The organism is Paenibacillus sp. CMAA1364, from assembly GCF_054373195.1.
Genome location: NZ_JBITNB010000042.1, coordinates 1 through 13,518 on the forward strand (window position 1 = coordinate 1; position 13,518 = coordinate 13,518).

Sequence of the window (13,518 nt, forward strand, 5' to 3'; positions counted from 1 at the left end):
CGGTACGTACGGTGGTGTGAGAGGTCGGGGGCTAGTCGCCCCCTCCTACTCGATTTTTTAGATGGGTTTGTGAATGTTGTATCAATTTTCAACACCATGAGTAAGGAAATGTTTATGGGATAGGATTAACATCATATGTTGCCTGAATTTCTGGACTTAAAATAGGAGGTTTTTTTACAGTGACAAAGTATATTTTTGTGACAGGCGGAGTTGTATCATCCTTAGGTAAGGGGATTACCGCTGCATCACTTGGAAGACTGCTCAAGAATAGAGGCTTAAAAGTAACGATCCAGAAATTCGATCCTTATTTGAACATGGACCCTGGAACGATGAGTCCTTACCAACATGGAGAAGTCTTTGTAACTGATGATGGTGCTGAGACGGACCTAGATCTTGGTCATTATGAGAGATTTATTGATATCAATTTGTCGAAGAACAGTAACGTGACTACAGGTAAGATTTATTCCTCTGTCATCAGTAAAGAACGTCGTGGTGAGTATTTGGGTGGTACGGTACAAGTCATTCCACATATCACAAATGAGATCAAAGATCGGGTATATCGTGCCGGCCGTGAAGCGGGCTCAGATGTTGTAATAACGGAGATTGGTGGTACTGTAGGGGATATCGAGAGTCTTCCAATCCTTGAAGCTATCCGTCAAATCAAAAGTGAGATCGGTCGCGATAATGTTATGTACATTCACGTGACACTTATTCCTTATATTAAGGCTGCTGGTGAAGTGAAAACGAAGCCAACACAACATAGTGTCAAGGAATTACGTAGCATTGGAATTCAACCAAACGTTATCGTATGCCGTACAGAGTATGAATTGTCTGCTGATATGAAGGCAAAGATTGCATTGTTCTGTGACATTGATGAGGGCGCCGTGGTTGAATGTCGAGATGCGGCAACATTGTATGAAGTTCCGCTGAACCTTCGCGATGAAGGACTTGATGAGATTGTTGTCAATCATCTGAAGTTAACGACACCATTAGCAGATATGACGGAATGGGAAAGACTTGTGAAGCGAATTCAGAAGTTAGATAAGACGGTTGAGATTGCAATCGTTGGTAAATATGTTGCACTACATGATGCTTATTTAAGCGTTGTTGAATCATTGGCGCACGCAGGTTTTGATGCCAACGTAGATGTGAAGATACGCTGGATTAATTCAGAAGAGATCACAGAAGATAATGTGAAGGATATTCTTCAAGGAATTAGTGGTGTTCTCGTGCCAGGTGGCTTTGGTGATCGTGGTATTGAAGGTAAGATAGCTGCTATTCAATATGTTCGAGAGAATAATATACCTTTCTTTGGAATCTGCTTAGGCATGCAAATGTCGATCATTGAGTATGCTCGCTCTGTTATGGGCCTTAAAGGGGCGAACAGTTCAGAGATTAACCCAGCGACACCATACCCGGTCATTGATCTATTACCAGAGCAAAAGGATATTGAAGATCTAGGTGGCACGATGAGATTGGGTCTATATCCGTGTAAATTACAACCGGGTTCATTGGCCATGAGTTGCTATAATGATGAGTTAGTCTACGAGAGACATCGTCATCGCTATGAATTCAATAATGAATATCGTGAAGTGGTGGAACAAGCAGGACTTGTTATCTCAGGAACTTCACCTGATGGACGACTTGTTGAGATTGTTGAACTTCCAGGACACCCATGGTTCTTGTCTGTTCAATTCCATCCGGAGTTCATTTCACGTCCGAATCGTCCACAACCATTGTTCCGCGAGTTTGTAAAAGCATCTGTTCAATATCAAGGATAAGATCGTATTATATAAGGCTCTTTAAGACATTGTTGCACAACTTCGCTTTTTGCTAAGTTAGATTTGTGCGATGATTGGACTTAAAGGGCTTTTTTTATTATTAATGTTCTTATGCAGGAGATTGGATGACAAAAGTAGAATAGCATAATTTGGAACTAATCGGGAAATTAGGTAATTGTCGTAACATGGTTGTGGATATTAATTTTAGGGGGCTATGAGTAAGTGAATAACAAGAAGATATTGATTGTGGATGATCAGAATGGTATTCGTATTCTATTAACCGAAGTGTTTAACAGTGAAGGGTATGATACCTTTCAAGCAGCCAATGGAAAACTTGCTTTAGAACTTGTTCGATGTCAGTCACCAGATATAGTATTGCTCGATATGAAAATACCGGGAATGGATGGACTTGAGATTCTAAAGAACATTAAGGAAATCAATGCTGATATTAATGTAATTATGATGACAGCCTATGGAGAACTAGATATGATCAAAGTGGCAACAGAGCTGGGTGCAGTTATGCACTTCACCAAACCGTTCGATATTGATGTCATGCGATCAGCTGTAAGTGAATTATTGGAAAAGCCAATGGCAAGGTTATAACCGTTAATCTTAGAACTATTACATAGGTAAGTATAATAGACGGCAACGAACCGTCCGCTTCAATATGTGCACGATGTGATAAATGCATGTTTAGTATTTTGAATATGTTGTGGTATAATATAGCTTGTATGAGATGTCGGATTAAGAATATAGACAAAACAAATATTTTTAGGAGGATTGAGACCATGCCATTAGTATCTATGACAGACATGTTAAACAAAGCGTTAAAAGGTAAGTACGCAGTGGGTCAATACAATATCAATAACTTGGAGTGGACACAAGCCATTCTTGGTGCTGCAGAAGAAGAGAAATCACCAGTTATTCTAGGGGTTTCTGAAGGAGCTGCACGTCACATGGGTGGGTTCACTACGATTGTGAAAATGGTAGAAGGACTTTTGATTGATATGAAGATCACCGTTCCTGTAGCTATTCATTTAGATCATGGTTCAAGTTTTGAAAAATGTAAAGAAGCGATTGACGCTGGATTCCCATCCGTTATGATCGATGGATCACACAGTCCAATTGACGAGAATATTGCAATGACTAAGAAAGTTGTTGAATATGCTCACTCCAAAGGAGTTTCCGTTGAAGCAGAAGTTGGAATGGTTGGCGGTCAAGAAGATGACGTTATCGGAGACGTAATGTATGCGAAGCTTGATGATTGCGTACGTATCGTTAATGAAACAGGAATTGACACACTTGCACCAGCGCTTGGTTCTGTTCATGGACCATACAAAGGTGAGCCTAACCTAGGCTTCGCACAAATGGAAGAAATCCGTAACGCGATTAGCCTTCCACTTGTTCTTCATGGTGGTACAGGTATTCCTGAACATGACATCAAAAGAGCAATTTCATTAGGTACATCCAAAATCAATGTAAACACAGAGAACCAAATCGTATTTGCTAAAGCTGTTCGCGAGACACTTGCTGCGAAGCCAGACGCATATGATCCTCGTACGTTCATCGTTCCAGGCCGTGATGCAATTAAGCAAACCGTTATTGGTAAGATGCGTGAGTTTGGTTCAAGTAACCAAGCATAATAGCGTTCTACAATATGCAATCAGGACATGTGCTTCAATACTGTCCGGTTAAATAGCAAGACATGGAGAGCACCGCTAAGCCGGTGTTTCTCCATTTTCATATGATAGATTATCATACTGACGTGTTATGATTGGTTAATTTTTGGAAACAATAGACTAACAGTACTTGTTACTACTGACTGCGAAACACGTAGGGGGACATTATTGCTTATGGAAAAATTAATGATCACAGGTGGACGTCCACTGCAAGGTTCGGTATCCATCAGTGGTGCCAAGAATAGCGCGATTGCATTAATTCCTGCTGCGATATTAGCAGAGAGTGAAGTTGTCCTGGACAACTTACCTATACTTAGTGATGTTGCTGTATATGCAGACATTCTAGAGGAGTTAGGGGCTAAGGTTACAAGGGAAGGATCACAGATGAGAATTGATCCATCGGATATTAAATCCATACCGATGCCTAATGGGTCTGTAAAGAAACTGAGAGCATCCTATTATATGATGGGAGCACTTCTTGGAAGGTTTAATGAGGCTACGATTGGATTGCCAGGTGGCTGTAACTTTGAACCACGTCCAATAGATCAACATATCAAAGGATTTGAAGCTTTAGGTGCGACGGTAACAAATGAACATGGTTCTATTCACTTATATGCAAAAGAGCTCAAAGGAGCTAAAATTTATTTAGATGTATCCAGTGTTGGAGCTACAATTAATATTATGTTAGCTGCGGCGCGAGCAAAAGGATCCACTACGATTGAAAATGCGGCTAAAGAGCCTGAGATTATAGATGTAGCAACACTCCTCAATTCCATGGGAGCCGTAATTAAAGGCGCCGGTACAGAAACGATACGTATCGAAGGCGTTCGCGAGCTTCACGGTTGCCGACACTCCATTATTCCCGATCGGATTCAAGCAGGTACGTATATGATTGCAGCAGCTGCTACTCGCGGTGATGTTGTTATAGATAATGTGATCCCCAAACATATGGAAGCAATGACAGCCAAATTGTTAGAAATGGGTGTTCACATTGAAGAGTTAGATGAAAGTATCCGCGTTGTTGGACGTACAACTTATGAGCCTGTAGATGTGAAGGCATTAGTGTACCCAGGATTTCCAACCGATTTACAATCCCCAATGACAAGTCTACTCACACAAGCAGACGGGGTTAGTGTGCTTAGTGATTTTGTCTATAGCAGCCGATTCAAACATGTCCCTGAGTTAGTTCGAATGGGTGCTAAGATTCGTGTAGAAGGACGTTCTGCAATTATTGAGGGTAAGCAGCTTAATGCTGCGAAGGTCACAGCAACCGATTTGCGTGCAGGTGCGGCGTTAGTTATTGCTGGTCTTACTGTACAGTCAGGTATAACGGAAGTTAGCGGCGTGGAGTTTATTGATCGTGGGTATGATTTCTTGGTTGAGAACTTTCGACGTCTAGGAGCAGAAATCTGGCGTGAGTCGGATAGTTAAGAATACAGATAATATCAACAATATGTGGACTTATAAAATTGAATAGGTGGTTATTAAATGGATCTGCAAATTTCCGATTTGGAAGAAATGAAGCTGACCGATCTATATAAACTGGCGAAACAATACCAGATACCATATTACGGTCAGTTGAAGAAAAGAGAATTGATATTTGCCATTTTGCGCGCACAAGCAGAGCAAAGTGGATTGATGTTCATGGAAGGTGTACTGGAGATCCTTTCGGAGGGGTATGGATTCCTCAGACCGATTAATTATCTTCCGAGTACCCAAGATATTTATATCTCAGCGTCTCAGATACGAAAGTTCGATCTAAGAACAGGAGACTTGGTGTCAGGAAAGTGTAGAACTCCGAAAGAGAATGAGCGATACTTCGGATTGCTTCAAGTGAATGCTGTAAATGGTGAGAATCCTCAGACTGCGTCAGAACGACTACACTTCCCGGCATTAACACCTCTGTATCCAGAAAAAAAGCTGGTTCTTGAGACATCCCCGACTCACTTATCAACACGTATTATGGATTTGCTTGCACCCGTAGGTTTGGGACAACGCGGACTCATTGTAGCACCTCCTAAGGCAGGAAAAACGCTCCTCTTAAAAGAAATTGCAAACAGCATCTCAACAAACTATCCCGAAGTTTCACTATTTGTTCTGCTCATTGATGAGCGGCCAGAAGAAGTTACTGATATGCAACGATCTGTAAAAGGGGAAGTAATCGCTTCTACTTTTGATGAGTTGCCAGAAAACCATATTAAAGTAGCGGAATTAGTTCTAGAACGTGCATTACGTCTGGTGGAACATAAGAAGGATGTTGTCATCCTTATGGATAGTCTCACTAGGTTAGCTCGGGCATACAACTTAGTCATTCCGCCATCTGGCCGTACACTCAGTGGAGGTATTGACCCTGCAGCATTTCATCGACCTAAACGATTCTTTGGTGCAGCACGTAATGTTGAAGAAGGCGGTAGCTTGACTATTCTTGCCACGGCGTTAATAGAAACGGGATCTCGTATGGATGATGTTATATATGAAGAATTCAAAGGTACTGGAAATATGGAGTTGCATCTGGATCGTAAATTATCAGAACGACGTATATTCCCAGCGATCGATATTCGTCGCTCAGGAACTAGACGTGAGGAAGTGTTGTTGAGTAAAGAAGAGTTGGATACCATTTGGTCGATTCGTAAGAATATGAATGATTCGATCGAGTTCGTGGACGGCTTCTTGAAGAAGTTGCGTGATTGTAAGACGAATGATGAATTCATTGCTTCATTTGATGTTGGAACAATATCGAAGACTACTCATAACTCTAGTAGTAGTAGTAATAGTAGTAGTAATAGTAATAATAGTAGTAATATTAAGTCTAGCAGCAATGCACGTAGGACTCCGCGTACGACCTCTAATTCTGTAACGTCGTCTTCCTAATGGAGTAAATGGACAGGATAGAGCGTGATAAGAACTTAGTTAAGTATTATATATTGTTTTTTAGAAAAGGGAGAGCATCATGTATTTAGTATATGCAGATGAACAAGGTAATGTATTTGATCACCCAACACTATACGGACTTGCCCGTAGTGGGAATATGATCGTTGAAATCATGCAAGATGAGCTTATTCCATTGCCAGAAGGTGCAACATTAGTAGGACTTCCAAGTACTCGTGCTATAGGGATGGACCCTGATAGTGGAGAAATGCAGTCTTTGCCGAATAATGCTCAAGCGGTTGGAGTACTACTTCCACAGGGATATACGAGGTTATGTCTTCCTGGCTATGTGAAGGCAGATAAAGACTATAAGTTGCCCCTGTTTGGATATTCAGCTGTTGTATGGCAGGATGGACAGTTCTTTGTTGCGGCGCATTTAACGGATGACCCACAGAAGTGGAATCCTTTGAACTGTGATACGGATGCTTTGAATCTTGGGGTGAAACACTTAACCGAGAAATACCCAGATAATAGATTGTACTCTCATTTATCCAATTGTGCGTTGGGGTATGAATGCTTAACTTCATCGAATACGTTTCTTAACCGTTGGGAAGGCGCTGTACCTGTGTCACATTCCTGTAATGCAGGGTGTTTCGGATGTATTTCCGAGCAACCGGAAGATAGTGGATTCGTATCTCCCCAGACCCGTATGGATTTTCGTCCTACGGTTGATGAATTAGTAGAGGTCATGCTTGAACATCTTAAAATGGAGGATTCCATCGTTAGTTTCGGACAGGGTTGTGAGGGTGAACCTTCAACGCAAGCTAAGATTATTATCGATGCCATTCGTGAAGTCAGATCCATTACAGATATGGGGTATATTAACATCAATACGAACGCTGGACTGAGTGATCATATGCGGGGTATTGTCGATGCTGGATTGGATCTTATGCGTGTCAGTACAATTAGTGCGCTGGATGATCATTACAACGCCTACTATAAGCCAAGAGGTTATAACCTAGCTAATGTAGAGAAGTCTCTACGTTATGCGACGGATCAAGGTGTGTACACGTCCATTAACTATTTGATCTTCCCAGGAGTAACCGACCGGGAAGAAGAGATCGAAGCCATGATAGAATTCTGCCGACGCACAGGCCTAAAATTAATTCAGATGCGTAATTTAAATCTAGACCCTGAGAGTTACTTGGAGATCATTCCACAAGCACAAGGCGAGATATTGGGTATGAAGCAGATGCTTGAGGTCTACAGAGCGGAATTACCTGATGTGGAGATAGGTTCCTTTACACATGTTCCTCCTGAAGGTATGAGAAGACCAAAGAGAATGGTTATAAATAAATAATATATTGCACATGATAAGCTAACCTGTTAAAATGCTATTATGTGTCCTATAACTCTGTGTCCACATGAGGCTCAGGGCGGAAAGAGGTGAAAGTCATGCAAAAATCAATCCAACCGAAATTTCACGTTACTACAGCAAGTTGTGCTTGTGGTAATACATTCGAAGCGGGTTCTGTTAAAGAAAACCTTCGCGTAGAAATTTGTTCCAACTGCCATCCATTCTATACTGGGAAACAGAAATTCCTGGATGCTGGTGGTCGCGTTGATAAATTTAAGAAGAAATACGGCATCTAATTGTGACGTATATTGCTTGACAGCTTAAATAATCAAACTTATAAAGACCCTACCTCATATGAGGTAGGGTCTTTTTTGATACATTAATATAATCATTTAAATCTAAGTTGTAAGTGTGAAATGTTAAACGGTCACAGCTTTGTGATACTCCGCAACAATATTGTCGATGATCTTCTTTACAGGTAATATTTCTTTGATCTCATGTACTCTAGACCCGGCAAAAAGCAGACCATTCTGAATTTCTCCTCTTAGGGGGGCTAGCAATGATTCCATTGTGCAAAACCGATACGAACAAACTTTAAGACAACTATAACATTTAGCAATTTTAATTTTAGAATCGCCGCTTATTTGATCTGTGAATTCATTTCGGATTGCTCTTGCTTGCAATCCAACGGTAGTCTTAACCAAGACAGTATCGCCCAATTGAGCTTCAACATACTTCTGTTTGAATGATAAGGGAGCATCACATTCATCACTTGCTACGAAGCGAGTCCCCATTTGTACACCGGAAGCACCAAGTTTGATTGCTTTGGCAACATCGTCACCTGTCATAATACCGCCTGCTGCAATGACTGGAATGGTTACGGCTTCCACCACTTCTGGGAGAATATCAAACATCAATCGATCTGTGCCTAGATGACCTCCAGCTTCGAAGCCTTCTACAACAACAGCTGAGGCACCTAACTTTTCTGAAAGTTTAGCTAATTTGGCAGATGAAACAATGGAGACAACGGGTGTATTATTTTCCTTTCCCCATGAATACATATCTCTAGAGATTCCTGCCCCTGAAATAATAAAGTCGACCTTTTCTTCCAGAGCGACCTTCATTTTTTCAGAAAAGTCCTTTACTGCAAAGAGGACATTTACGCCAATAAACCCATTTCCTCTAATTAATTCTCTTGTTCTACGAATATGCATTCTAAGTTCTTCAGTAGTGATACCAGTGCCTGAAATAGTACCGATACCGCCAGCATTGGCTACTGCAGCAGCTAGACCGCTTAAGGAGATGCCTACACCCATACCTCCTTGAATAATTGGAACCTTTGATTTGATATGGCCAAATTCTATTGTTGGTAAGCTCAATGATTCACCTCTTCCCACTAGTTTTGTGAATCTTTAATAGAACTCGAAAGAGTAATATTTATAAAAAATAACATACTTGGAGAGTTGCAGATGTGATACAACGCATGTTGTAATGGATATTTAGATGCTTATGACTCAAGGGTATTTTTACCTTGTTGATTTTTGAGTGCTCATGAGATATACTTGTTTTCACCGTGCTAGACGGGGAGGTAGCGGTGCCCTGTAACTCGCAATCCGCTGTAGCGAGGTTGAATTCCTGTTAGAGGTTTTGTTGATGTGAGGTCTTGGTCCCTGTGTGCTTCGTTGACAGTTGGGTCCTTCGCAATGAGTACTTGTGAACTTGGTCAGGTCCGGAAGGAAGCAGCCATAAGCAATTTTCTCTTGTGCCGAAGGGACGCCTAGCTCGAGTAGATACAGAGGGTTGCCGCTTGGATCGCAATTATCAATAACGGGTGCACGGTCTTATTCTAAATAAACATGAATTTATCTGCATCTTTGCCACTTGGTGAAGGTGCTTTTCTATGTGTATTTGTTGCGATATTATGAAAGTATATGTATCGGCCTTTTCTTGTTTATACTGAACACATTGAGCTGCAGCCATAAGTAATTCACATTCATTGTGTAGCATTATTATCGAGAATGGCTAAATGAAGTTTTGTAGATCACGGGAATATAGTATACTGATGAAGTGACATAGTAACATGAAGTGGAAGTTGAAAGAGGGTAAAGCAAAGTGGAACATATAGCGCTGTATCGTGCTTGGAGGCCACAGTCTTTTCAAGACATGGTTGGACAACAGCATATTATTCAAACGCTGCAGAATGCAATTCGCGAACAGCGGGTTTCTCATGCCTACCTGTTCAGCGGGCCACGGGGAACCGGGAAGACAAGTGCAGCAAAGATCTTGGCAAAAGCGGTGAACTGCGAGCGTGGGCCTCAGCAGGAACCTTGTAATGAATGTGATTCATGTCTGCGGATAACGGCTGGTGCAGTTATGGATGTACAAGAGATTGATGCAGCATCTAACCGTGGCGTAGACGAAATTCGTGATTTACGCGAGAAGGTTAAATATGCACCTACCGAAGTCAGACAGAAAGTTTATATTATTGATGAAGTGCATATGCTAACGACAGAAGCCTTTAATGCTTTGTTGAAGACACTAGAGGAGCCACCATCACATGTGATGTTTATTCTAGCTACGACCGAGCCACATAAGTTACCCGCCACGATCATCTCGCGTTGTCAGCGTTTTGATTTCAGAAGAGTATCCCTCGATGAACAAACCGAGCGATTACGTCGTATCTGTCTAGAAGAGGATATAAAAGCTGAAGACGAGGCCCTTCAATATATTGCTCGGTTATCAGATGGGGGCATGCGGGATGCGCTTAGTATTCTAGACCAGATAGCATCGTTTACGGATGATGTTGTAACCTATCAACAGGTGATGGATATGACTGGCGGAATTGCTTCCGAACAGTTCGGGTTGTTGGCTCAAGGATTAATGAATGGTGATATAGGCCAAGTATTGCAACTTGTAGAGGATTTCATGCAAGAGGGAAAGAGTGCAGATAAATGCATGGAAAATCTACTTTTCTACTTCCGAGATCTACTAATGATTAAGCTGATTCCGCATGCTGACAAACTGACCGACCGAGTGTTAAACCCCAGTGAGTACAAAGAGATGGCAGAGGCCTTCTCGCGGGATGATTTGTTCCAAATGATTGATATACTGAATCACTACCAGAGTGAAATGAAATACGCCTCACAACCGCAGATGCTTTTTGAAGTGGCTCTTCTTAAATTGTGTAGTATACCTCAGGGTGATACGCAATTCGATAAGCAAAACAGATCTAATAGCGAGGTTACACATTCTTTACCTAACAGTACAGGTGAGATGAATGATCTTAAGAAACAGATTAGTGCACTAGAGAAGAAGCTTGAACAATTTATGAAATCAGGTAATGCACCATCGGCAAATAGTCGGGAGTCTACCGTTGGTTCAAGATCTTCTGGTAGTGGAATGCCAATAACGCGGGCAGCTACAACTACTAAGGTGCCCCAACATTTGGATCAATATGTGGTTCATAAAGACTCGGATGTATTTAAAGCTGTACAGAAACAATGGGGCCAGATTCTTCAAGGTGTAAAAGAAGAGAAGGTCACCGTGCATGCTTGGTTTATGGATGGAGAGGTTGTATCCATACTTGATGATGCTGTTTTAGTAGCTTTTAAAAATACAATCCACAGAGAAACAACCGAGAAGCCTGCTAATAAGCAAGTCATTGAAGGTGTAATAGAATCGAAGTTAGGAAAGGCGTATCGTTTGGTTACCGTTATGCAACGCGATTGGACGAAAGTGATAGAAGGATCTTCACAGAATGCTAAAGAAGAATTAAAGTTAGAACATGAGCATGAAGATGCTGGGGCAAGATCCGAGCCTTTCATTGATGAAGCCCTTCAATTGTTTGGGGAAGATCTTGTAGTGATCAAAGAATAGCACGAAGATGTGCAACTCAAAAGGAGAGATACTTATGAATAATATGAATCAGATGATGAAGCAAGTGAAGAAAATGCAAGAGCAAATGCTTAAAGCGCAAGAAGGACTTGGAACAAAGATGGTAGAAGGTAGTTCAGGCGGTGGTGTCGTGACTGCTGAAGTGAATGGACACAAAAAGCTGATTTCTATTACAATCAAACCAGAAGCGGTTGATCCAGAAGATGTTGAAATGTTGCAGGATCTTGTGATGACAGCTGTGAATGATGCCTTGACTAAAGCGGATGAACTTGCTAACGATGATATGGGTAAATTCACAGGCGGAATGAAGATCCCTGGCCTGTTCTAAATTCACAGCAGAAGGAGATTTTTCATTGTGTATTATCCCGAACCTATTGCAAGACTGATCGAATCGTTTACGCGGCTGCCTGGCATTGGTCCGAAGACGGCAAGTCGTTTGGCATTCCATGTGATTACGATGAAGGAAGATGATGTCATTGATTTCGCGAAAGCATTAGTTAGTGTGAAGCGAAACCTCCATTATTGTTCTATTTGTTGCAATATCACAGATACCGATCCTTGCCGCATTTGTCAGGATAAGACACGTGACCCCTCTGTGATTTGTGTAGTACAAGATCATAAGGATGTTGTAGCCTTAGAACGCACGAAGGAATTCAATGGTTACTATCATGTTCTTCAAGGAGCCATATCTCCTATGGAGGGCATTGGCCCTGATGATATTCGTTTAAAGGAGTTACTGAATAGATTAGGTGATGAGCGAGTGACGGAACTTATTCTAGCAACGAATGCGAATATTGAAGGTGAAGCAACATCGATGTATATATCTAGGCTAATTCGATCGTTTGGTATTAAGGTAACTCGTATTGCTCACGGCCTACCCGTTGGAGGAGACTTGGAGTATGCGGATGAAGTGACCTTATCTAAAGCGTTGGAAGGTCGGCATGAGATCAATTAAATCGAATGAAGAAACGTAGAAGTCCTGAAAAGGGCTTCTTTTTTTGTTCTAAGTTTGTCCTTTTCTCGATAAGTATGTAAGTAGGATACAAAGAGAGGGGATTTTACTTATGAAAAGCTTGAAAGGTTACTGGGGTAATATGTTTAAAGAAGATGGTGTAGCAAAGCCAGGTGTGAACCATGAAATATTCAATGATATTGAGGATGCACTTTATCGGTTAGAAGAGGCGCGGTTATATTTTGAATCTGCATTAGGCAAGGACCAGGTGGATTATGCAATATATATGTTAGAGGCAGCAGAGATTAAATATCAAATACATCTGAGGAAAGCAAAAGATGCAGGTATCGATCGTAGAGAAATCTCCAATGCATCTTCAATTATAAGTCGAGTTATAAATAGGTCTGTATGATTAAACGTAGATAAGTGATGAAGGGGGAATACGGAACGTGAAGTTGATTTTATTGTGTATATTATTAATATCCTCATGTATACTATTCGTGCTATTTATAAAAAGGAAACTAGAACTTAGATGGCTGACAGTGTTTGCAACACATTTGATTCTTGCTTCGGTAGCGATATACTTGATTAACTTTTCAGGGTTGATATCCTCTGTATATATTCCTTTGAACCCGGTTACTATAGGTACTGTAACGTTATTAGGCTTACCTGGGGTGTTACTTTTGTTTGTTGTAAAATTATTTGTAATGAACAGTTGACGTGTATTGTGTTGATATGTTACATTATTAATCGCCCCTTTGAAAGGCAGACAAGCTTGCCGAAAGGCAAAAAATAATCGATAAAGATTTCGAAAAAAAAGCTTGACGGAATACAAAGCGGTATGATATATTATAGAAGTTGTCGCCGAGGTAAATCGGCGGTTGATAAATAAGAAATTGATCTTTGAAAACTGAACAACGAGTGAGTGGTTTTTACGAAAGTAAGAACAAAACAAATGAGAAATCATTTGAATGAGAATGAATAATT

General features: G+C 41.0%; 13 protein-coding genes and 1 other RNA gene. 12 read left to right on the top strand and 2 right to left on the bottom strand.

Annotated elements, in window-relative coordinates:
• Nucleotides 1-179 precede the first annotated feature (179 nt).
• From ACH8E3_RS16210 to rpmE, 7 genes are all read left to right on the top strand, one after another.
• Nucleotides 180-1,781, top strand: a complete 1,602-nt coding sequence (locus ACH8E3_RS16210; protein WP_458633684.1) for a CTP synthase — start codon at nucleotides 180-182, stop codon at nucleotides 1,779-1,781.
• A 222-nt stretch (nucleotides 1,782-2,003) separates the two neighbouring features.
• Nucleotides 2,004-2,384, top strand: coding sequence for a response regulator (locus ACH8E3_RS16215; RefSeq protein ID WP_458633685.1), 381 nt, complete (start codon nucleotides 2,004-2,006; stop codon nucleotides 2,382-2,384).
• A gap of 185 nt (nucleotides 2,385-2,569) precedes the next feature.
• Nucleotides 2,570-3,424, top strand: a complete 855-nt coding sequence (fba, locus tag ACH8E3_RS16220; protein ID WP_458633686.1) for a class II fructose-1,6-bisphosphate aldolase — start codon at nucleotides 2,570-2,572, stop codon at nucleotides 3,422-3,424.
• A gap of 210 nt (nucleotides 3,425-3,634) precedes the next feature.
• Nucleotides 3,635-4,891: a UDP-N-acetylglucosamine 1-carboxyvinyltransferase gene (locus tag ACH8E3_RS16225; protein WP_458633687.1), complete on the top strand. Its 1,257-nt coding sequence runs from the start codon at nucleotides 3,635-3,637 to the stop codon at nucleotides 4,889-4,891.
• 57 nt (nucleotides 4,892-4,948) lie between these two features.
• Complete coding sequence (gene rho, locus ACH8E3_RS16230; RefSeq protein WP_458633688.1) at nucleotides 4,949-6,331, top strand: transcription termination factor Rho; 1,383 nt, start codon at nucleotides 4,949-4,951, stop codon at nucleotides 6,329-6,331.
• Nucleotides 6,332-6,410: 79 nt separating this feature from the next.
• Complete coding sequence (locus tag ACH8E3_RS16235) at nucleotides 6,411-7,688, top strand: radical SAM protein (protein ID WP_458633689.1); 1,278 nt, start codon at nucleotides 6,411-6,413, stop codon at nucleotides 7,686-7,688.
• 95 nt (nucleotides 7,689-7,783) lie between these two features.
• On the top strand, nucleotides 7,784-7,981 hold the full coding sequence (gene rpmE, locus ACH8E3_RS16240) for a 50S ribosomal protein L31 (protein WP_458633690.1): 198 nt from the start codon (nucleotides 7,784-7,786) through the stop codon (nucleotides 7,979-7,981).
• A gap of 123 nt (nucleotides 7,982-8,104) precedes the next feature.
• On the opposite strand, the gene ACH8E3_RS16245 is transcribed toward rpmE, so the two are convergent.
• A complete protein-coding gene (locus ACH8E3_RS16245) occupies nucleotides 8,105-9,064 on the bottom strand; it encodes an NAD(P)H-dependent flavin oxidoreductase (protein ID WP_458633691.1) in 960 nt (319 codons plus the stop codon).
• Nucleotides 9,065-9,256: 192 nt separating this feature from the next.
• Here ACH8E3_RS16245 and ffs point away from each other — a divergent pair.
• The 5 genes from ffs to ACH8E3_RS16270 all read left to right on the top strand — a co-directional run bounded on the left by ffs (nucleotide 9,257) and on the right by ACH8E3_RS16270 (nucleotide 12,943).
• An RNA gene (gene ffs / locus ACH8E3_RS16250) (signal recognition particle sRNA large type) lies at nucleotides 9,257-9,524 on the top strand.
• 273 nt (nucleotides 9,525-9,797) lie between these two features.
• Nucleotides 9,798-11,561: a DNA polymerase III subunit gamma/tau gene (dnaX, locus tag ACH8E3_RS16255; RefSeq protein WP_458633692.1), complete on the top strand. Its 1,764-nt coding sequence runs from the start codon at nucleotides 9,798-9,800 to the stop codon at nucleotides 11,559-11,561.
• A 34-nt stretch (nucleotides 11,562-11,595) separates the two neighbouring features.
• The gene (locus tag ACH8E3_RS16260) at nucleotides 11,596-11,907 is read left to right on the top strand and encodes a YbaB/EbfC family nucleoid-associated protein (protein ID WP_458633693.1); all 312 of its coding nucleotides are present in this window, start codon (nucleotides 11,596-11,598) and stop codon (nucleotides 11,905-11,907) included.
• Between the two features lie 27 nt (nucleotides 11,908-11,934).
• Nucleotides 11,935-12,534, top strand: a complete 600-nt coding sequence (gene recR / locus ACH8E3_RS16265) for a recombination mediator RecR (RefSeq protein WP_458633694.1) — start codon at nucleotides 11,935-11,937, stop codon at nucleotides 12,532-12,534.
• A gap of 109 nt (nucleotides 12,535-12,643) precedes the next feature.
• On the top strand, nucleotides 12,644-12,943 hold the full coding sequence (locus tag ACH8E3_RS16270) for a hypothetical protein (RefSeq protein WP_458633695.1): 300 nt from the start codon (nucleotides 12,644-12,646) through the stop codon (nucleotides 12,941-12,943).
• On the opposite strand, the gene ACH8E3_RS16275 is transcribed toward ACH8E3_RS16270, so the two are convergent.
• A partial coding sequence (locus tag ACH8E3_RS16275) for a hypothetical protein (RefSeq protein WP_458633696.1) occupies nucleotides 12,944-13,518 on the bottom strand: 575 nt, incomplete at its 5' end.